Below are 20,508 nucleotides of genomic sequence, written 5' to 3'. Positions count from 1 at the left end.
CATGCTTTGGTCACTAATCAAGATCGTTGTGTTCGTCGCGCTGGTCGCGGCCCTGGCCCTTGGCGCCGGCTACCTGCTGGAAAGCTCGGGCGGCATTCAGATCACCGTCGCGGGGATGGAATTCACCCTTGGCCCGCTGCAATCCGTCATGGCCGCCATTGTCGTCGTCTTTGCGGTCTGGCTGTTCTTCAAGCTGTTCGGCCTGGTTATCGCGACGCTGAAGTTCATCAATGGCGATGACACCGCCCTCAGCCGGTATTTCGACCGCAACCGCGAGCGCAAGGGCTATCAGGCCCTGTCAGAGGGCATGATGGCACTGTCCTCGGGTGAGGGACGTCTGGCAATTGCCAAGGCCACCAAGGCCGAGAAATACCTGCACAAGCCGGAACTGACCGACCTGATCACCGCGCAGGCGGCGGAAATGGTTGGCGACAACCGCAAGGCCGAAGAGGTCTACAAACGCCTGCTGAAAACCGACAGCACGCGGTTTGTCGGCATTCGCGGGATCATGAAGCAAAAGCTGGCCAGCGGCGACACCGATACCGCGCTGCAACTGGCCGAACGGGCCTTTGCGATCAAACCCAAACACGCCGAGGTGCAGGATACGCTGTTGCAATTGCAGGCGGAAAAGCACGACTGGTCCGGCGCGCGCAAGACACTGGCGGCCAAGCTGAAACATGGCGCGCTGCCGCGTGATGTCTACCGCCGTCGGGATGCGGTGCTGGCGCTGTCCTCGGCCACGGAAATCGACGATCCAGAGGCTAGCGGCAAGGCTGCAGAGGCCGCGATCGAGGCCAACCGTGCCTCACCCGATCTGATCCCCGCTGCCGCTTTGGCTGCGCGCGCCTACATCGATCAAGGGCGCAAGCGCAACGCGGTGAAGGTGATCAAGAAGGCCTGGGAATCGCACCCGCACCCCGACCTGGCCGCCGCCTTTGCCGCCATCGAACCGAATGAGACGCCGGACCAGCGGGTTCAGCGGTTTGTGCAGCTCACCCGGATTCAGCCCGATCATCGTGAGACAAAGCTGCTCAAGGCCGAACTGAACCTGGCTGCCGAGAATTTCCCGGAGGCGCGTCGCTCGCTGGGCGATCTGCTCGAAAAGAATCCCGATGCCCGCGTGCTGGCGATCATGGCGGCCATCGAAAAGGGCGAAGGCGCCAAGGACGCGGTGATCCGTGGCTGGCTGGCCAAGGCGCTGACCGCGTCGCGTGGCCCCCAATGGGTCTGCGACAAGTGCAATACGATCCACGCGGACTGGGCGCCGATCTGTTCCAACTGTTCGGCCTTCGATACGCTCAGCTGGACCACACCGCCGCAATCCGAAGTGGTGCTGCCGGCGGGGGCCAACATGCTGCCGCTGATCATCGGCAGCGCGCTGGAGGACAAGTCTGACGAGGTCGAAGACACCCCCGAGGTGATCGACGTCGGCCCAGACGAGCCGGCAACCGCTGCCCCGACCGAGGCCAAGCCCCCTATGCCAGAGCCGGAAGATGCCGAAGTGATCGAGGTCGAAACCCCCGAAAAGGAAGGCGCAAAGTAGCGCCTTTCCACGCGCGGGCACCACGCCCGCGCAACTCTGTCGGCGCGGGTCAAGCCAAGGCCACGATCGGCCGGGATTGCCCCGAGGATGGGAAAGGTCAGGTCGGCTGCGTGGCGAATTGGTCGCGCAGCAGGTTTTTCTGAACCTTGCCCATCGTGTTGCGGGGCAATTCCTCCAGCAGGTGGATGGCGCGGGGATGCTTGAACCGCGCCAGTTGCGGGCGCAGCGCCTCCAGCAGCGCGTCGGGGTCGGGCGTGCCGCCGGGGGTGGCGACGATGGCAGCAATCACCGCCTCACCGAAATCCGCGTCAGGCACGCCGACAACGGCGGATTCCGCAACGCCGGGCAGGGCATCCAGCAGCACTTCGATCTCTTTGGGGTAGATGTTGTAGCCGCCCGAGATGATCAGATCTTTCTGACGACCGACGATGGCGACATAGCCATCCTTGTCGATCTGGCCCAGATCGCCGGTGATGAAAAACCCGGTGTCGCGCAGTTCCTCGACCGTCTTTTCCGGCATCCGCCAATAGCCTTTGAAGACGTTTGGGCCGCGCACCTCGATCATGCCGATCTCACCGTCGGGCAGGGGCGCGCCGGTTTGGGGATCGGTGATGCACAGCTCGACCCCCGGCAGTGGGAACCCGACCGTCCCGGCGCGGCGTTCGCCGTCATAGGGGTTCGACACGTTCATGTTGGTTTCGGTCATGCCATAGCGTTCAAGGATGCGGTGGCCGGTGCGCGCCTCGAACTGTTCATGGGTTTCCGCCAGAAGAGGGGCAGAGCCGGAGACGAACAGCCGCATATGCCCGACCAGATCGCGGGTGAACCGCGCGTCGCCCAGCAGGCGGGTGTAAAAGGTCGGCACCCCCATCAGCACTGTGGCTCGCGGCAGGTCGTCCAGAACCGCGTCCAGCTGAAAGCCGGGATGGAACAGCATCGCTGCCCCCGCCAGGGCCGAGACGTTGATCGCCACAAACAGCCCGTGGGTGTGAAAGATCGGCAGCGCGTGCAGCAGCACGTCCTTGTCCGAAAACCGCCAGAGATTGGCCAGCGCGCGGGCATTTGACAACAGGTTGTCATGGGTCAGCATCGCGCCCTTGGACCGGCCCGTGGTGCCCGAGGTATAGAGGATCGCGGCCAGATCATCGGGACCGCAGGGCAGGGGGGTCTGGTCCGGGGAGGCTGCTGTGACCCGGTCGGTGAGGGTTCCCTCGCCGCCTGCATCCAGCGTCTGCAGGTTGGCCCCCTGCGGCAGCAGCGGTGTGATCGCCTCGGCCCGCGAGGGATCGCAGATCACTAGCCCGGGTTCGGCATCGCCGAGGAAATAGCTAAGCTCGGACGCCGTATAGGCGGTGTTGAGCGGCAAAAGCACCAGACCGGCGCGCAGACAGGCGGCGTAGATCGCCAGCGCGGGCGCGGATTTCTGCACCTGAACGGCGACGCGGTCGCCTTTTTGCAGGCCGAGATCGGCAAAGACATTGGCCATCCGCGCCGAGGCGGTCAGCATGTCGTCATAGCTGAGGTTCTGCCCCCCCGGCAGGTGCAGAAAGGGGGCGGTGTTGCCAGCGTGGCAGCCGAACAGCGGGTCGAAAAGGTGATTGGTCATCGTGGTCTTTCAGGTCTGTGTTTTGGCGGCGTGGGATTTCAGCAGGGTGGCCAGCGGGCGGGCATGGGCCACGGTCCCGGAGGTCGAGTGCCGTTCTATGTTTGGGTCGATCTGGGCGAGGTCGTAGAGGTAGTTGACCATCGCGCCACAGGACTGCCGCAGCCCGTTGGCAGAGCGATCCGCGCCGATGTGGATGTCATGGATCAGCGCGCCATTGCCGAGGTGAAAGCGCGCCACCGGGTCCAGCGGGCCACCGCGCTTGTGTTTCTCGGTGATCAGGTAGCGGGCGACGTAGCCGCGCAGGGTGTCATCGCCCTCGCCGGTTTCGGCCTCTGCCATGGCCTGCGCCAGTTTGGCCGCTTCTGCCTCTGGCAGGGTGAACAGCGCCTGTTCGGCCCAGCGGCGAAAACCGGGGATGGGCGACAGTGTGACAAAGGTGGTCAGTTGAGGCAGGGCGGTTTTCAGATCCTCGACCACCTGTTTGATCAGCGAATTGCCAAAGGAAATCCCGCGCAGCCCCTTTTGGCAGTTGGAGATGGAATAGAAGACGGCGGTGTTGATCTTGTCCGGCGACAGGGCGGGGCGGTCCTCTGCCAGCACGGCTTGAATGTTGCCCGCAATGCCATCGGTCAGGGCGACCTCGACAAAGATCAGCGGTTCATCCGGCATGGCGGGGTGGAAATAGGCGTAACAGCGCCGGTCATCGGGCAGCAGGCGACGGCGCAGGTCATCCCAACTGTCGATGGCATGGACGGCCTCGTATTCGATGATCTTTTCAAGAATGCTGGCGGGGCTGTCCCAGTTGATCCGGCGCAGTACCAGAAAGCCCTGATTGAACCACGACCGGAAGAGATGCAGGAAATCCTGATCAATGACCGCCAGATGCGGTGCGTCCTTTATCATCGCCAACAGATCACAGCGCATCGCAACTAGGTCAGCCGTCGCTCCGGCGACCCGGTTGAGGCGGCGTAGCAATTCCTGCCGGGGCGGTTCGGCGCAGGCGGTCAGGGCAGCCAGCGTGTTCGGATCGCGAGATTTGGCATAGTCGGTGGCAAGCTGGGCCAGCGTATCCGCGTCTATGTCGAAATCATGCGCCAGCATGTCAAAAAAGGTGCGCTGTTCCGTGACGCTCATCTGGCGGTATTTTGCCAGCAGCGCGCGGGACACCTTGCTGAACGACACGTCCCCCAGATCTGTCAGCAGCAGGTCGCACAATTCGCGTGCGGACCGTTTGTCATCAAGGCGGGCGCCAGATCGGTTGCGTTGCGTGATGGTCGACAGTAGGTCGATAAGATAGCTCGACTGGATCATCTGCATCTTGGCTCTTTCAGGAATGGTCCGGTCCGGAACGGTGGGACACCGGACTCAGGTCAGCGTCACTTTCGCAGTCGACAGCCCAACTGTCACGGTCAGCGAACCCTCATTTACCAGCCAGCGGCGCAGGGTGTAAGTGCGCGCCCCGGTGCTGTGCATCGGGTCGGCGTCGGCCAGCGCGCGGGCGGCCTCCAGCGTTTCGGCGCGGTAGATGATAAGTCCCGCGCCCTCGATCTGGGTGCCGGTTTCATCTGAAAGCGGCCCGGCAAGGACCAGGCTGCCCTGCGATTCAAGCGTGCTCTGATAGGTCAGGTGATCGGGCAGGACCGTGCCCAGATCCGGCCCGTCCGCGGCAGGAACCGTCATGACTGCATATAGTTCCAGACCCAATGCGCCGCGTGCGCGTGCGGTGTCGCGGTATGTTGTCCAGTCCGGCATTTTGTTACTCTCCAAAATATCGATATTTATTGACATACACATTTTTTATCGCCAAAAGAAAGGAAATTCTGAGAGGAGAAGCCATGAAACTTCTGGTGGGGACGTTTGAGGGGGCCGCTGCGGTCTATAGGGTCGACGGGGCGCAGGCGGTGAACCTGTCTGCTGTGCTGCCAGAGATCGGGACTGACCTGTCGGCGTTGATCGCCTCGCCGGCATTGATGGTGCAGGCTGCCGCAGTAGAGGGCACGGGCGTTGCCGTCACGGAGATCAGCCCGGAATTGCCGGTGAGTTCGCCGGGCAAGATCCTGTGCCTTGGCCTGAACTATATCGAGCATATCCAGGAAGGCGGCTATGACATCCCGGATTATCCGGCGATTTTCATGCGCACGCGCCAATCCATCATGGCCGCTGGTGCGCCGCTGGTGCGGCCAACCTGCTCTGACAAGCTGGACTATGAAGCAGAGCTGATGATCGTCGTCGGCAAGGGCGGGCGGCATATCCCCGAGGCGGACGCGCTGGAGCACGTCTTTGGGTATACGGTGTTCAACGACGGATCGGTGCGCGATTTCCAACGCAAGACGCATCAGTGGACACCGGGCAAGAACTTTGACCAGACCGGCGCTATCGGCCCCTTCGTGGTGACTCCCGACGAACTGCCAGAGGGCGCCAAAGGGCTCAAGATCGAAAGCCGGGTAGGGAATGAGATCCTGCAAAGCTCCAACACCGGGAACATGATCTGGGGCCCGGCGCAGACCATCGCCATCATGTCCCAGTTCACCACGCTGGAGCCGGGTGACCTGATCGCGCTGGGCACGCCTCCGGGTGTTGGGCACGCCAAGAAACCCGAACCGCGCTGGCTGCGCCCGGGCGAGGTGGTCGAGATCGAGATCGAGGGCATCGGCATCTGCGCCAATCCGATCGTGGATGAGGCGGACCTCGCAAAGGCGGCGGAATGAGTGAGGTCGAAGATCCACGCGCTGACGCACAACAGGCCGTTCGCGATCTGCGCTCGCGCAAGGGTCGGCTGGACGATGCCTCTATCGATCTGATCCTGCGTGATGCGCGCTCGCACTACGCCTGGACAGACAGATCGGTGCCGGATGCGTTGTTGCGTGACATACATGAGATCATGATTGCCGGGCCGACCAGCATGAACACGCTGCCCGCGCGGTTTATCTATGTTCGCAGCCAGACGGCCAAGGACCGGCTGGCAAAATCGCTGAAGGAAAAGAACATCGCCAAGATGATGGCCGCCCCTGTGACGGCGATCATTGCCTATGACCCGATGTTCTGGACCCGCCTGCCGGAAACCTTTCCGCATGAGGACCGCCGCCCCCTGTTCCGCGACAAGCCAGGGCATTGTGAGATCACGGCACTTCGCAATTCGACCTTGCAGGGCGCCTATTTCATGATCGCGGCCCGGGCGCTTGGCCTGGATGTGGGGGCCATGTCGGGCTTTTCCAACGCCATTGTCGATCAGGAGTTCTTTGCCGAAAATGGCTGGAAATCTAACTTTCTGTGCAATCTCGGCTACGCCGACGAAAGCGCCCTGTTCGGCAAGTTACCGCGCTTTTCGTTCGACGACGTAAGCACAGTGATCTGACATTGGCGCGGAAGAGGAGCCGCGCCAACGTCTGAAGAAACGCCGCGATCCGGACAACCGGGCCGGCAGATCGCGCCCAGGCGGCGCATTCCAAGGGAGGACCATCATGACTTACGTTTCAAAAGGGCTGGCGGCGACGCTGGCGACCTTGCTGACAACTGCCGCCCCGGTCTGGGCACAGGAAAGCATCACCATCAACGTGATCGACGGCTATCCGGCGCGGTCGATGTGGGTGCAGGAATTTACCAACTTCTTTATCCCCGAGGTCGACAAACGCCTGGCCGAAAGCGGCAACTACACCATCGACTGGCGTGAAAGCTATGGCGGCACGGTGGTCAAGCCGCGCGGCGTGCTGGAGGGTCTCCAACTGGGTCTTGGCGACATCGGCATTGTCACCACGATCTTCCACAGCTCCAAACTTCCCAGCCAGGCGATTTCAGCGGTGACACCGTTTGTGTCGTCGGATGCGCGGGTGGTGTCCAAGGCGGTGGACGAGATCGCCAAGGAATTCCCGACCATGCGTGAGGAATTTGCCGCCCAGAACCAAGTCTACCTGACCACTGGCGTGGTGCTGGACACCTATCAGCTGTTCTCGCGCGACAAGGTCGAATCACTGGCCGATCTGGAAGGCACCAAGATCTCTGGCGCGGGCATGAACCTGCGGTATGTCGAGGGTATCGAGGGCGCAGCCGGTGTGCGTGGCGGCCTGACCGATTTCTACAACATGCTGCAAACCGGACTGGTGGACAGCGCCATGCTCTAGCCCGAGGCGGCGGCCACCTTCAAGATCTCCGAGGTGGGCCCCTACATGCTGGAGGCGGATCTGGGCGCAGTGAACACCAAGACCGTGACGGCGAACGCCGACTTCTGGGGTGGCCTGCCTGACGAAGTGAAAGGCGCGATTGAAGAGGTTGCAGTAGCCTACCGCGATCACCTTGCGGAACTGGCGATGGAACGTGCCTCTGAGGCGCGCGAGGCCTATGTCGCCGGTGGCGGCACAATCGTCAAGATGACCGAAGACCAGCGCGCCGCATGGGCTGCGTCCTTGCCGGACATTGCCTCTGAATGGGCCGCAGGTCTGGACGAAGACGGCAAGCCCGGATCGGACATGCTGCGCGCCTATCTGGACAAGCTGGGTGCCGGTGAAGGCAACGCCCTGCGCGACTGGACGGCCGGGCTGTCCAAGTGACAAAACCCAATGCCCAAAGCGGTTCGCCGGTAGCACAAGGCTACCGGCGGCTGTACGGCGCTGTGTCCCGTTTGGTTCACGGCGTCGCACTGGGGGCCAACGCAACCGGAACGCTGATGGTGCTCATGCTGGTGATAGTCGTGAACTACGACATGCTGGCGCGCACTCTTGCCAATCGCCCGCTGCATGGCACCATCGAACTGGTGCAATTCGCCATGGTGCTGATTGTCTTTTTGCAACTGCCAGACGTGATCCGCGCTGGGCGGCTGACCCGGTCGGACGGCTTTCTGGTCCTGCTTGAAACGCGGTTGCCGCGTGTCGCGGACCTGTTGCGCCGGGCCATCGACCTTCTGAGTTTTATCGTCATGACAATGATCGCCATCGCCTCTTTCCCGCTGTTCTTCGAGATGTGGGAAAGCCAGGACTACTTCGGCATTCCGGGTGTCTTTACCGCGCCCTGGTGGCCGATCAAACTGACCGTTCTGGCCAGTGCCATCCTTTGCGCCACGGTCTTTGCGTTGAAAGTCCTCAAACCGGGGAGCGCGAACACCCAATGAGCCCCATCGAAATCGGCGCCATCTCGGTCGCGGCCATCGTAACCCTGATCTATCTGGGCGTGTATATTCCCATTGCGCTGACAGCCGTGTCCTTTGTGTCGATCTGGTTGATGCGTGACAACTTTACCCTTGCGCTGAACCTGCTCAAGATCGCCATCAGCGAAAGCGCGATGGAATACCCCTTTGCCACCATTCCGCTGTTCAGTTTCATGGGGTTGGTGGTCTCCAAGGCGGGCCTTGGATCAGACATTTACGCGGTCATGAGCGCGGCGTTCCGGCGTGTGCTGGGCGGCATCGGCATGGCCACCGTCGGCGCGAACGCCGCCTTTGCCGCCGTGACCGGCAGCTCCATTGCCTCGGCCTCTGTCTTTTCCAAGGTCGCGGTGCCGGAGATGCTGAAATACGATTACAACCCGCGCTTTGCGGTGGGGGTTGTGGCCGGGTCGTCGGTGCTGGGCATGATCATCCCGCCAAGCGCGATGCTGATCATCTATTCCTTTGTGGCCGAACAATCGGTCGGTGAGATGTTCATGGCGGGTGTGATCCCCGGCCTGATGCTGGCCGGCGCCTATATCGGCGCGATCTGGGTCATGGGGCGGTTCACTCCCGGCTTTGTCGGTGGTCGCCCGGCCGAGGATTACGTCCCGATGAGTTGGGGGGAGGTCGCGCGCCGTACGCTGCCCATGCTGGGCCTGATCGTGACCGTGATCGGCGGCATCTACCTCGGCTGGACCACCCCGGTCGAGGCCGGTGCTGCGGGGGCCGCGTTGGGCCTGATCATCGCCGTTGCGCGCCGGTCGATGACGTGGCGCGGACTGTGGGATACGCTGATCGAGACCGGGCACATCACCGCCGCGATCCTGTTCCTGATCACCGCCGCGTCGATCTATAGCCGGATGCTGGGCCTTGCCGGTCTCCCGCGTGAGCTGGAAGCCATTCTTGCCAGCAATGAGTTCAGCTTTGTCGTCATCATGATCTTCTATGTCATCCTGATGCTGTTCCTTGGCACCATTCTGGACACGGCGTCGATCATTCTGATCGTTGTGCCGCTGTTCCTGCCGCTGATTGAACCCATGGGCCTCAGCCTTGTCTGGTTCGGCATCATCACCGTGATCGGGGCAGAGATCGGCCTGCTGACGCCACCCTTGGGGATATCCTGTTTCGTCATCAAGGCGACGCTGAATGACCCGCGCATCACGCTGAAGGACGTGTTCCTTGGCGCGCTGCCCTTTGCGGCGGTGATGCTGGTGGTTCTTGTGGTGCTGATCGCCTTCCCCTCTCTTTCCCTTGTTCTGCTGTAGGAGGCTGCCATGCGTGACGTGACGCCCGACAATATCACCGAGGTTTTCACCGGCTATTTCGGCCCGGACACCGATCCGCGTTTCAAAGAGGTCATGGGCGCACTGGCCCGCCATCTGCACGCCTTTACCAAAGAGGTTGGCCTGACCCACGACGAATGGCGCGCTGGGCTGAAGGCGATGGAATGGGCGGCAGAGATCACAACGCCTGAGCGCAACGAATTTGTGTTGATGTCGGACGTGCTGGGCCTGTCGTCGCTGGTGGACATGGTCAACTCGCACCCCGGTGCCACCAGTTCCAGCGTGTTGGGGCCATTCCATGTTTCTGACGCGCCGCCGATTGCCATTGGCGCCGACCTAAACGGCGATTTTGAGGGCGAGGTGCTGTTGGTTCAGGGACAGGTGCGCGATCTGGAGGGCAACCCGATCCCCGGCGCAAAGCTGGACATCTGGCAGACCGCGCCCAACGGGTTGTATTCCAGCCAGGACCCGGACCAGGACATCATGTCGTTTCACGGGCTGATGACTGCGGATGACAACGGGCGCTATGCCTTTACCACCGTGCGCCCGGTGGAATACACCGTGCCGACGGACGGGCCGGTGGGGCAGATCCTGAACGCCGCCGGGCGGCATCCGTGGCGGCCCTCGCACCTGCATTTCATCATCACGGCGGACGGCTGCCGCGAGTTGGTGACAGAGGTGTTCCCGGATGACGATCCCTATCTGGATCAGGACACCGTGTTCGGCGTGCGCCGCGATCTAGTCATGTCTTATGATCCGCAACCGGCGGGCACCTTCCCGGATGGTTTCGATCTGTCCGGCAAGGTGGACGGCGCGTGGTCGAAAGTGGAGTTCGATTTCAAACTGCTGCGCCGCTGAGGATCAAGTGACCGCCCCGGTATTGGCAAGGGGGCGGCACTCTGTTCATGTGCCCGCGACCGCATCAAAAGGACATACCATGACATCGCCCAAACCCCGCGTCGGCCAAAAGGTCGACCCCATGCAGTTTGCCGTCGCTGGCGAGAACCGATCCATTTCCATCGGCACGCCCAAAGACCGTTGGACGATGCTGTTTGTCTATCGCGGCAAGCACTGCCCGCGTTGCAAGCGGTTCCTGTCCAAGCTGAGCGCCGCGCTGCCGGATTGGACGGCGCATATGGATGTAGCGGTCGTGTCTGCTGATCCCGAAGACAAGGCGCTGGCCGACAAGGCAGAGTTCGGCTGGGCCTTTGACCTTTGCTATGGCCTGACCGAACCCCAGATGCGGTCACTTGGCTTGTATGTCTCGGAACCGCTGTCCGAGGCAGAGACCGACGCCATCTTTGCCGAACCCGGTGCCTTTGCCCTTCGGCCCGACGGGACACTGATGTTGGTCGACATTTCCAACGGTCCAGCCGCGCGGCCCGATCTGGTGGAATTGCTGGATGGCATGATCTTTAACATCGACAAGGACCGACCCGTGCGCGGGACGGCCTGACCATCAGTCGCCGGGGCGCGTGCCGCCAAGCGCATCGCGCAGCGCCCCGGCCTCTTGTGTCAGCGCCTTGAAGCGATCGGCCCCCAATGCCTCGGCGCCATAGGCGTCCATCGAGGTCCAGACCGCGTCGATCTCAGCCAAGAGCCCGCGTCCCTTGTCCGTGAGGGACAACAGGTTGCCGCGCGTATCCTCTGGATCTGGTCGGCGGGCGATATAGCCGCCCGCGATCAACCGGGTTGTCATGGTGCTCATGCTGGCCTGTGTCACCTTGAACGCCCGCGCAAGCCGGGCCTGTGACACCTCTCCCATGTGGGCCAGACCGTCAATCATGAGCGCCTGTCGGGGACCAAGGCCAAGCGGTTTCAACCGGCGCGTCAGTTCGGCATCCATCATATCGGCGGAATGCAGCAAAAGATGAAAAAGATGACGATGCGTGTTCATGACTCTATGCTTAGTATGCTAAGTATGTGACGACAACTGATTCGAAGGACCCCTTGCTCATGCCCGTTAAACTCCGCATTGCCGGAACGATGATCGCCGCGCTGACGGCCTTCCCCGCGTTGGCCCATGACGATGAGATCCACCAGATTGAGGCGTTCTATTCCGGTGCGACCATCGTTTCCGGGCCTGAGGTTGTCGATTGCACCCTGTCTGGAGGGACCGAAACCAGATGTTTTACCATCACGGTCAAACCGGACCCCAAGGACTACACCCCCGGTCCATGGTGCCCGACCTCTGTTACCGATGAGGCCGACAAGGGCGGTATCTGGTTCGTGGACGATGGCATTGCAGACGTTGACGGCGCGTTCATCACCCGACTGGCCGAGATCTACGGTGACACCAACTGGCAGTTGTTCGACGCGGATACCGGCGCGGTCCGCTATACCGGCACGCTTGAGGCATGTGAGGCGGCCGCCCGCCCGGATGTGGACCCCGCCTATCAGAACTACTGTGTCCAGTGTCTGCCGGAATATGTGCCGGAAGAGGCATCGCTGACCTATGTCATCCCGCTGCACCCGCAGTTGATGGATGCCCCTTCCCCCACCAACCGCGCGGGATCGGGCCTTGCCTATAACGGTGTGCGTCTGGATGGGCCTGCGCCGGTGGATGCGATCCTGGGCGCCTATACCATTGCGCCTTTCGACGATTGCGGCGGCCATGTGAACACCCATGTCGGATACCACTACCACGCCGAGACCGACTGTCTGCAAGATGCGCCCGCAACCACGACAGAGGTCGCGGAGACGGACAAGCAGATCGGGATTGCGATGGACGGGTTTCCGATCATGGCGCACCGTGACGACCTTGTTGACCAGTTGGATGCCTGCAACGGCCTGATGGTCGAGGGCGCAGGCTATCGCTATTTCGCAGGCGCGCCGGGCAGCAACGCCATTCTTGGCTGCCATGTGGCCGAAGTGGGCTGCACGCTGGATGGCGAGGCCGGGATGTGTGACGCGTCCGCGATGGCGCGCCGAGGGCCACCCCCGGGCGGCGCAGGCGCACCACCACCGCCGCCGGCAGACTGAGGCGATCAGCCCTCTACTGGCACCTCTGGGCGTTCGCGCAGGAAGGTGCCGGTTTGCTGGTAGTGGCTGAGCAGGCGCTGTGAGGCCAGATCGACATCCCGCGCCACTGCCGCCTCAAGGATTTCACGATGTTCGCGCGGTACGTCGCGCGTGCCATAATTCTGTGACCGCCCCGCCAGATAGCGGTAGCGCACGTTCAGATCGTACAGCTGACTGCAATAGCGCAACAAAATGGGTGATCCGCAATTCGCCAGCAAGGCAACGTGAAACGTCTTGTGCCGTTCCTCGAAGGTGGCGATGTCGCCGGGATCAACCCGCGCCATGCGGTGATGGGACAGCACCAGCGCCTCTTCCCAGGCGTCGTTTGCGGCTGCAACCGATTCCCGCAAGGCCATGTCCTCTAGCGCGCAGCGCAGTTTGAGGATCTCGGAAAAGTTTTCCTGACTGACCGGGGCGGCGCGAAAGCCGCGCTGGTCCAGCCGCTCGACCAGCTGGTCGGAGACCAACAGGGTCAACGCCTCGCGGACCGGCGACGCGCCGGTCTGCAGGCGTTCCTTCAGATTTTCGATCTTCAGCTTTTCACCCGGCACCAGTTCACCGGTGATGATCATCTGGCGGATCGCCTGATAGGTGTTTTGCGTAGCCGAAACGACAGGCGGTGTCACAGGTGCAGGGCTGTTGGCGTTCATGCGCTTTTCTTACCCTCGGTCTGTGCAAAGGCAAAGCGCCTAGACCTGCTCATGTCTGCGGGCGGGCAGGAATGCCACGTCGCGTGTCACCTTTCGCGTCGCGGGTGGTGACGCCATCGTTCAGGACAAACATGATGATGCAGGTTTCTGTCCCCTTGTTGGACCAGGCGTGATTGGTGCCGCGCTGGATGCAGACATCTCCGGCCTTCAGCAGAACGTCGTCTTCGGGGTCGTCCATCAGCATCCAGATCTCACCCGTCAACACCAGCGCGTAGTCCACGCTGTCGGTAAGGTGCATGAAGGGATGGCGCGCGCCTTCGACGATGTTCGCCGCCGCGCCCATTTCGGCAAAGGCAGTTGCGCCGTCCAGTTTGGCCATGACCTCAGGGTCTTCGGGTTGGAACTCGACACAACGAAAGACGCTGCCATTGGCGGGCGGGTGCAGGGTGAAATCGCCGGTGCAGGTCTCCGTCGCGCCGTCATATTCAGCGGGCGTGCCGTCCGAGATCCAGAAATTGGTCAGGCGCACACCGGGGCGGTTGGGTCGTTCAAGGAACTGTGCGGCGGTGGCATCGCTTTCGATGATGGCGCGGCCGGTGGAATCGTGTCCGGTGACAACGCGGCGGAACTCTTTCATGGGATATCCTTTCGGGTCAGGTGGCGTGCTTGCGCGCGCGGAATTCGGTTAGGGCCCAGAGGCCCGCCATCAGCGCCACGCCGATCGCCGCGCTGAGGAGGTCCTGAAACAACAACAGAACCCCCGCCAGCGCGGCGACGACCCGGCCCAAGAGGGAGAGAGGCCGGTGGAGCACGCCGATCACGGCGATGGCCAGCGCCGTCACCCCCAGCGCGCCGGTCACGACGGCGGCCACATTCTGGCCCAACGTACCCTGCAACAGCAGGCCGGGGCCAAAGCAAAAGGCGAAGGGCAACAGAAAACTGGGCGCGGCATAGGCGGCGGCGGTCCAGCCGGATTTGTTGATATCGGCCCCCGCGATCCCGCCCGCCACATAGGCGGCCAGCGCCACAGGTGGTGTGATCGTCGAGATGCAGCCGAAGTAGAAGACAAAGAAATGGGCGGTCAGCACCGGCACCCCCATCTTGACCAGCGCGGGCGCAACCACGGTGGCAAGGATCAGGTAGGCGGCGGTGGTGGGCAGGCCCATGCCAAGGATGATCGACACGATCATGGTCAGCACCAGCGCGATCAGCAAGCTGCCACCAGATCCGAGGTCAATCAGCACCGCGATCTTGGACCCCAGCCCGGTCAGTCCCAAAACGCCCGCAATGATCCCCGCCGCCGCACAGGCGGCCGAGATGGTGACGACGTTTGACGCGCCTTCTGTCACGGCACCTGCAATACGGGCCAGAAGGTCTCGGTCAATGCGGCGGTTCCAGATCACGGTGGCGGTGATCATTGCCCCCATCGCCCAAAGGGACGCCTTGAACGGTGAATAGCCCATCAACATCAGACCCAGAAGCAATGCAAAGGCGGCGATGAACGGCATCCCGTCCCAAAGAACGCGGGCGGTGCTGCGCCGGTCGGTTGTGGGGGTCGTCACAGGCTTGATCCCGCTGCGGACCGCGCGCAGGTGGACCACGACAAAAGCTGTGCCAAAGAACAGCAGCGCAGGGAGCAGGCCGGTGGCCATGATCTCGGTGTAGGAGACGCCCACGACCTCGGCCATGATAAAGGCCGCAGCGCCCATGACAGGCGGCATGATCTGCCCGCCGGTTGAGGCGACCGCCTCAACCGCCGCCGCCTGATGCGGCTTGTAGCCTTCGCGCTTCATCAGCGGGATGGTCAGCGTGCCGGTCACCGCCACGTTTCCTGCAGCAGAGCCGGACACCATGCCGATCAGCGAGGAAAACAGCACGGCGGATTTGGCCGAAGCCGCGCGCATTCCGCGCGTCAGGCGAAACGAAATCTCGAAAAAGAAGTCCCCGGCCCCGAGGCGCGACAGCAACGACCCGAAGATGGTGAAGGTGATGATATAGGTCGCCGCCACCCCGATGGGGATACCATAGATGCCCTGTGTGTCGGTGGTCAGGAATGTCACAACCCGTTCCAATCCGTACCCGCGTCCGTTCAGGATGCCGGGCAGCCACGGGCTGACAAAGGGATAGAGGAAAAACACCAGCGTGATCATCGCAAGGATCAGGCCGATGCCGCGGCGCGCGGCCTCGAACACCAAAGCGACGATGACGATGCCTGCCCAGTAGTCCTGTTCGATGGTCATGCCGCCGCTGAAGGCGATCGGCTTCCACCGCATCAGCAGCCAGCCGCTGGCGACAAGCGCCGCGCCGATCAGCACCACATCCAGCGCGCGGGCGATCCCAGCCCCTTGGCGGCGGGTTTGCGGGCAAAGAGCAGCGTCAACGCCAGCATCAGATGCGTCAGCCGCATTTCCATCGTCGACATGGCGATCACGCCAGAGACGATCAGCAGATGATAGGCGCCAAAGACAAAGGCCACGACGGCCAGCAGTCTTGCAGGCGTGAGGATCTCGCGCAGGCCGGGCATGGCGCGCTCCTTTTCTGGTGCAAAAGGCAGGAGGGGGCGGGGCCGCGTGAGGGGCCCCGCGCGGCGCGTTACTGCGCGAAATAGGCTGCGGCGCCCTCATGCAGATCAATGGACAGCTTTGCTGCGCGCGCCTTGTCGATCTGGCGTGCGTTGGCGTTTTCGGCGGCAAACTCATCCAGATGATCATAGATCGCAGACACGATGGCCGATGCGACGTCCACGTCCATGCTGGCAGGCACGATCAGCATGTTGGTCACGCCCAGCACGGTGGCCGCGGCGTCCATGCCGTAAACATCGGGCGCGATGTCATAGGTGCTGTAGGCCGGGTTTTCCTCAAGGATCTGCGCCAGCTTGTCCGCCTCCATGGTGATCATGCGCAGCTTGCCAGAGGCGGCGGCCTGCATGACGGCGGCAGCGGGATAGCCCGACAGCGCCAGTGCCGCGTCGACGTTACCATCGGACAACTGGCTGAACCCGTCGCCGTAGCTGAGAAAGCTGGGCGTGATGTCATCCAGCGTCAGGCCATAGACCGGCAGCATGTTGTTGAGAAACCCCATTGTGCCGCCGCCTGCGGGGCCAACGGCGACGCGCTTGCCCTTGAGGTCCGCAAAGCTCTGGATGTCGGAGCCATCGGCTACAACCATGTGCAACACGCTGGGGTGCAGCGGGCCAAGTGCCTTGATGTCCAGCACGTTGCCGTCATAGGCGCCGCGCCCGGCCACCGCATCAGCGGCAAGGTTTGCGTTGGTGATGCCCAGTTCGACCTCTCCCATGGCCACAAGGCGCGGGTTCTGTACAGATCCCTGCGTCACGATGGGAACCATGGTCATGCCGCCCCCGGCATATTTGTTCACTAGGTTCGAGATACTCTGCCCGACCGGAAAGAAGGCCCCGCCAACGCTGGCCGTGCCGATCCGGTATTCTTCGGCGGATGCCGCAAAGGACATGGCCGCAAAGGCTGCGCCCGCCGTGAGTGTCTTGATGAAATGTTGCATGATAGATCCTCCCTGCCAGAACGATAACAGCGACATTTATTGTATACAATAAAAAATATCGATTTTAATCCGGCGCTCAATAGTTCCCGACGCCAGAAGGCGACACCCTCGGACGGGCAGGGGTCTTTGCCGCAACAGGGTCCATACAGCGACAACGTCACCGGCCCACAATCGAAACCGGGGCGGATGCCGGGCGTCGTATAGCGGAATGAGAATGCTGTTTCACTCACGAGTCATTGGAAACGTGGTGCCAAGAGGTACCGTCATTTAACGTCTACTGAATTGTATTAAAACGGATTTTACCTTGGCATTTTTTCGCCTACCCCCAAAAATACCCCCAATTTCGTCGACTAGTGGCGGTAGAGAGCCTCTTGGACCTTCAAAAACGCCGCGCGGATAACGCTCACGTCACCAATCTTGCTTTTGGCTTCGGAGACCCCGCCAAAGCGTGCTGTAAGGTATTCCCCAAGCTTTTCAATGCGAAGCTCTTCGAAACCCCGCTCTTCGTATGCGGATAAGACGCTAACCAACAGTGCCCGCAAGTCTTCGTTTTCTTGAGACTCAACGTCCGACTTGGCCGCTTCGGCACGTTCACGGCGCGTTTTCTGATCCGACTGATAAAGAATATAGGCCAATACGTCGAATAGGTCGCTATTCTCAGCGCTGACCATGCGTCTGATCTCTTCCAACTTCTCCGCATCGTAACCGCGATCCGATAGTTGCTGCACCAAGGCGACCCGTGTCGTTGGATTGCTCCATTTCCTGCGCAACTCGTCCTCGTCATGGATCAGTCCCGACAGATCGCCGAAGAGCTGCACAAGAAACTGCTGCGCCGTCATGGGCCGCCCGTCTGCGCTCCAGTATGTCGTGGTCGCTAGGTATCGAATTTCGCGCACCGTCCCGTCCGAAAGACTGATCCTGATTGTCGCGGTCCGCTCGTCATCTTCGGGCGCATCGTCAGGCTTCGGCGAAGGATCGTCGGTATCGCTTGGCGCTGACGGTGGTCGCGGGGTTGGCGGTTCTGGATCGTCAGGCTCGCCATCCCACTCGGGGTCTTGAAAGTTCAGATGCGCTTTTACGAAATCCCAGATGGTGAAGTAGTCCTTCCCCTCGTAGGTCCGCGTGCCTCGCCCGATGATCTGTTTGAACTCGATCATCGACTTGACTGGGCGCATCAGAACAATGTTGCGAATATTCCACGCATCGACGCCCGTGGAGAGCTTCTGAGAGGTTGTCAGGATCGTGGGGATAGTCTTTTCGTTGTCCTGAAAAGTGCGCAACCATGCCTCGCCGACCGCGCCGTCCTCTGCCGTCACCCTATGGCAATAATCCGGGTGGTTGCTCACCTTTACTTGGTTGATCAGGTCGCGCACCAGCGCCGCGTGATCCTGCGTTGCGCAAAACACCAGCGTCTTTTCCCGCTGATTGATCTGGCTCATGAACTCTTGGACCCGACTCAATTCACGTTCTTCGATGATCACTCGGGTATTGAAGTCGTTTTCGGTGAATTGCTCCCCCTCTTCCACCTCGCCTTCGAGCAACTCGTCGGAGCCGTCCCAGACATATTCGTCAATCGTGCTGGCCATCTGGCGCACCTTGAACGGGGTCAGAAACCCGTCTTCAATCCCGTCGCGCAGGGCGTAGGTGTAGGCTGGCTCGCCGAAATAAGCGTAGGTGTCGGCGTTGTGCTTGCGCTTGGGCGTGGCAGTCAGGCCAAGCTGGGCGGCGGGTTCGAAGTATTCAAGAAGTCGCCTCCACTCGCTTTCGTCCTTGGCCCCGCCCCGGTGGCATTCGTCGATCACAATGAAATCGAAGAAGTTGGGCGGATACTGCGTATAAACTGGCTCGCCTTCGCCCGTCATGAAGGTCTGGAAGATCGTGAAGAACAGGCTGGCGTTCTTCGGCACTCCCTTGTTCTTGCGGATCGTACCGGGGTCGATGCGGGTGACGGCATCATTCGGAAACGCAGAGAAGGCATTGTAGGCCTGATCGGCGAGGATGTTGCGGTCGGCGAGGAACAGGATGCGCGGGAGGCGCGTTGGTGCCCCAGACAGGTTCCACTTGGCCTGAAACAGCTTCCACGCGATTTGGAACGCGATAGAGGTCTTGCCGGTGCCGGTGGCAAGCGTCAGCAGAATGCGCCTGTCGCCTTTGCCCAGCGCCTCCAGCGCCGCCGTGATGGCGTTGTGCTGGTAGTAGCGCAGCTCCCACTTGCCGCCGTCCGTCTCAAAATCCACGGCCCCAAACAGGTCGCGCCATAGGTTCTGACTGGCAAAGGTCCGGTCCCACAATTCATCCGGCGTGGGGAAGGGCAAGGCCATGTCGCCTTCGGCCCCGGTGGACATGTCGATCCCGTACCACTTCAACCCATTCGAGGCATAGGCAAAGCGCGATCCCAGACGCGTGGCGTAATCCTTGGCTTGCCCGACGCCGTTGCGGTGGCTCACACCGGCGCGTTTGGCCTCCAGAACGGCGAGCTTGTGGCCTTTGTGGATCAGGACATAGTCGGCGGACAATCCCTTGCCACGCTTGCCGCCCGACTGGATACGCCCCGGACAGATCATTTCTTCTCGGATGCGTGACCCTTCAACGTTCCCCCAGCCAGCAGCTTGAAGAACTGGAAGGATGCGGTTGGTTCGCGTTTCGGCTTCTGTTTCGGTATCGCTACTCATCTATGAACCCCATCAACGGTCTGAGCTTGACAACGCGTTGGTTATTAAGCGTCATGACGCGATCTTTGACGAAGCCAAGTGGGCTGGCGTAGGCGTCGAAATAGGTCCAGCGGATATCTGCGAACCCCTCAGGCTCGGGCGGGGGATCAGCGCTGGCAGGGTGCCAGCCGTAGACCTGAAAGGCATGATATTGCAAGTACGGGCAAAGTGGCCCCAGCTTGTCCGACAGGCTCCCCAAGCATTCCGGCATCAGGCATAAGTTTGCCAGATGGGTGTAGGCGTCGCGGTCCTTGGGCGCGGCCCAGACATGCGCGATGGTCCAGCCTTTGGGATGATGGGTCTGCGCCATGCCATGCGCCCAGAAAAGCGCCCAGCGCGGTGTGACATTGTCGTCAAGCAACAGACCGGCACTCTCATCAACTTCCAAGCGCTTTCTTTGATCTCGAATGGTTGGAAAGACCGGGCCGGTACACTCTGCGACGACATCGGGGTGCGGAAGGCGGCAATGCCGCGCCGCGACAGCGGCAAGCACCGCGACGTCGTGTTTCAGGTCTGGAGGGCTTTCAAAAGGCATCTATGTCAATTCACCTGAGAAGGCTTTCTGCAAAAGGGATTGGCGGAGGTCGTCGAGGTCTTGGAGTTTGATTTCATAGCCTTTAGTCAGATTGATCGTCTGATCCCTCAAGACTTGAAGTGTTTCAGCCACATGAGCCTGCTCACGCAAATCTGGTGGATACGAAAGTCCAAGAGGGCTTTGTTGCGCAAAGTCGGTAACGTCCGGAGTTCCCCTTTCCCCGGACGCAATTATCCCACAGGCTCTGTGACGGGTATGCCGAGCGCGGTGTAGCCGTTGAGCACGGCGGCGCGGATCTGAAGTTCGGCGACCTGACGATCGAAGTCGCGCGCCATGAGGCTCTGCCCCAGCAGCTTCACGCAATGCATCTTCGTCTCGGCGCGGCTTCGTCGGTGGTATCCGCTCCATTTTCTCCAGATGGCGCGGCCAAGGTATTTCGAAGCGCGCAGCGCCTCGTTCCGAGCGATAGCCCCTGCAGTCGATGGCTTCCACGGCTTGGCATT

19 protein-coding genes and 2 pseudogenes are annotated in these 20,508 nt (G+C 61.6%); 9 read left to right on the top strand and 12 right to left on the bottom strand.

Annotated features, from left to right (window positions below; all coding sequences use genetic code 11):
• The first annotated feature begins 1 nt into the window (after position 1).
• A complete protein-coding gene (locus CHB90_RS03065) occupies positions 2-1,543 on the top strand; it encodes a heme biosynthesis protein HemY (protein ID WP_089276385.1) in 1,542 nt (513 codons plus the stop codon).
• Positions 1,544-1,640: 97 nt separating this feature from the next.
• On the opposite strand, the gene CHB90_RS03060 is transcribed toward CHB90_RS03065, so the two are convergent.
• From CHB90_RS03060 to CHB90_RS03050, 3 genes are read right to left on the bottom strand one after another with little or no spacing between them, the layout of a single operon-like run.
• The gene (locus CHB90_RS03060; RefSeq protein ID WP_089276384.1) at positions 1,641-3,149 is read right to left on the bottom strand and encodes a malonate--CoA ligase; all 1,509 of its coding nucleotides are present in this window, start codon (positions 3,147-3,149) and stop codon (positions 1,641-1,643) included.
• A gap of 9 nt (positions 3,150-3,158) precedes the next feature.
• Positions 3,159-4,466, bottom strand: coding sequence for a malonyl-CoA decarboxylase (locus tag CHB90_RS03055; protein ID WP_245823142.1), 1,308 nt, complete (start codon positions 4,464-4,466; stop codon positions 3,159-3,161).
• Between the two features lie 48 nt (positions 4,467-4,514).
• Positions 4,515-4,901, bottom strand: coding sequence for a YciI family protein (locus tag CHB90_RS03050; protein WP_089276383.1), 387 nt, complete (start codon positions 4,899-4,901; stop codon positions 4,515-4,517).
• Between the two features lie 83 nt (positions 4,902-4,984).
• On the opposite strand from CHB90_RS03050, the gene CHB90_RS03045 reads away from it, so the two are divergent.
• The 7 genes and pseudogenes from CHB90_RS03045 to CHB90_RS03015 all read left to right on the top strand — a co-directional run bounded on the left by CHB90_RS03045 (position 4,985) and on the right by CHB90_RS03015 (position 11,025).
• Positions 4,985-5,857, top strand: coding sequence for a fumarylacetoacetate hydrolase family protein (locus CHB90_RS03045; protein WP_089276382.1), 873 nt, complete (start codon positions 4,985-4,987; stop codon positions 5,855-5,857).
• Positions 5,854-6,504, top strand: coding sequence for a malonic semialdehyde reductase (locus tag CHB90_RS03040; protein WP_089276381.1), 651 nt, complete (start codon positions 5,854-5,856; stop codon positions 6,502-6,504). Before CHB90_RS03045 ends, CHB90_RS03040 begins: the two co-directional genes overlap by 4 nt.
• 106 nt (positions 6,505-6,610) lie before the next feature.
• Positions 6,611-7,693 (top strand): annotated as a pseudogene (locus CHB90_RS26925) (C4-dicarboxylate TRAP transporter substrate-binding protein).
• Positions 7,690-8,250 carry a TRAP transporter small permease subunit gene (locus CHB90_RS03030; protein ID WP_212591563.1) on the top strand — a complete coding sequence of 187 codons (561 nt, stop codon included), beginning with the start codon at positions 7,690-7,692 and terminating at the stop codon, positions 8,248-8,250. The pseudogene CHB90_RS26925 and the gene CHB90_RS03030 overlap by 4 nt, the downstream one beginning before the upstream one ends.
• Complete coding sequence (locus tag CHB90_RS03025) at positions 8,247-9,551, top strand: TRAP transporter large permease (protein WP_089276380.1); 1,305 nt, start codon at positions 8,247-8,249, stop codon at positions 9,549-9,551. Before CHB90_RS03030 ends, CHB90_RS03025 begins: the two co-directional genes overlap by 4 nt.
• 9 nt (positions 9,552-9,560) lie before the next feature.
• Positions 9,561-10,427 carry a dioxygenase family protein gene (locus CHB90_RS03020; RefSeq protein WP_089276379.1) on the top strand — a complete coding sequence of 289 codons (867 nt, stop codon included), beginning with the start codon at positions 9,561-9,563 and terminating at the stop codon, positions 10,425-10,427.
• A 79-nt stretch (positions 10,428-10,506) separates the two neighbouring features.
• On the top strand, positions 10,507-11,025 hold the full coding sequence (locus tag CHB90_RS03015; protein WP_089276378.1) for a redoxin domain-containing protein: 519 nt from the start codon (positions 10,507-10,509) through the stop codon (positions 11,023-11,025).
• 3 nt (positions 11,026-11,028) lie between these two features.
• Here CHB90_RS03015 and CHB90_RS03010 read toward each other — a convergent pair whose 3' ends face one another.
• Positions 11,029-11,466 carry a MarR family winged helix-turn-helix transcriptional regulator gene (locus CHB90_RS03010; RefSeq protein WP_089276377.1) on the bottom strand — a complete coding sequence of 146 codons (438 nt, stop codon included), beginning with the start codon at positions 11,464-11,466 and terminating at the stop codon, positions 11,029-11,031.
• 59 nt (positions 11,467-11,525) lie between these two features.
• Between CHB90_RS03010 and CHB90_RS03005 the strand changes: the two genes are divergently transcribed.
• Positions 11,526-12,551 (top strand): YHYH protein, encoded by a 1,026-nt coding sequence (locus CHB90_RS03005; protein ID WP_089276376.1) that lies wholly within the window; start codon positions 11,526-11,528, stop codon positions 12,549-12,551.
• 5 nt (positions 12,552-12,556) lie between these two features.
• Here CHB90_RS03005 and CHB90_RS03000 read toward each other — a convergent pair whose 3' ends face one another.
• The 8 genes and pseudogenes from CHB90_RS03000 to CHB90_RS02970 all read right to left on the bottom strand — a co-directional run.
• The gene (locus CHB90_RS03000) at positions 12,557-13,240 is read right to left on the bottom strand and encodes a GntR family transcriptional regulator (protein ID WP_089276375.1); all 684 of its coding nucleotides are present in this window, start codon (positions 13,238-13,240) and stop codon (positions 12,557-12,559) included.
• A gap of 49 nt (positions 13,241-13,289) precedes the next feature.
• A complete protein-coding gene (locus tag CHB90_RS02995; protein ID WP_170940970.1) occupies positions 13,290-13,877 on the bottom strand; it encodes a cupin domain-containing protein in 588 nt (195 codons plus the stop codon).
• Between the two features lie 16 nt (positions 13,878-13,893).
• The gene (locus tag CHB90_RS02990; protein ID WP_245823140.1) at positions 13,894-15,555 is read right to left on the bottom strand and encodes a TRAP transporter permease; all 1,662 of its coding nucleotides are present in this window, start codon (positions 15,553-15,555) and stop codon (positions 13,894-13,896) included.
• Positions 15,549-15,764 carry a hypothetical protein gene (locus tag CHB90_RS26920; protein WP_245823139.1) on the bottom strand — a complete coding sequence of 72 codons (216 nt, stop codon included), beginning with the start codon at positions 15,762-15,764 and terminating at the stop codon, positions 15,549-15,551. Before CHB90_RS26920 ends, CHB90_RS02990 begins: the two co-directional genes overlap by 7 nt.
• A gap of 68 nt (positions 15,765-15,832) precedes the next feature.
• Positions 15,833-16,759, bottom strand: a complete 927-nt coding sequence (locus CHB90_RS02985; RefSeq protein WP_089276373.1) for a TAXI family TRAP transporter solute-binding subunit — start codon at positions 16,757-16,759, stop codon at positions 15,833-15,835.
• A gap of 350 nt (positions 16,760-17,109) precedes the next feature.
• Positions 17,110-19,431, bottom strand: a complete 2,322-nt coding sequence (hsdR, locus tag CHB90_RS02980) for an EcoAI/FtnUII family type I restriction enzme subunit R (protein ID WP_089276372.1) — start codon at positions 19,429-19,431, stop codon at positions 17,110-17,112.
• Positions 19,424-19,858: a hypothetical protein gene (locus tag CHB90_RS02975; RefSeq protein WP_141135793.1), complete on the bottom strand. Its 435-nt coding sequence runs from the start codon at positions 19,856-19,858 to the stop codon at positions 19,424-19,426. The genes hsdR and CHB90_RS02975 overlap by 8 nt, the downstream gene beginning before the upstream one ends.
• Positions 19,859-20,235: 377 nt before the next feature.
• Positions 20,236-20,508: pseudogene (locus CHB90_RS02970) on the bottom strand (IS5/IS1182 family transposase); the annotation flags it as partial.

Source organism: Antarctobacter heliothermus (assembly GCF_900188425.1).
GTDB lineage: Bacteria > Pseudomonadota > Alphaproteobacteria > Rhodobacterales > Rhodobacteraceae > Antarctobacter > Antarctobacter heliothermus.
The sequence above is the reverse complement of the archived record's forward strand: the minus strand, read 5'-3'. Positions and strand labels throughout refer to the sequence as shown.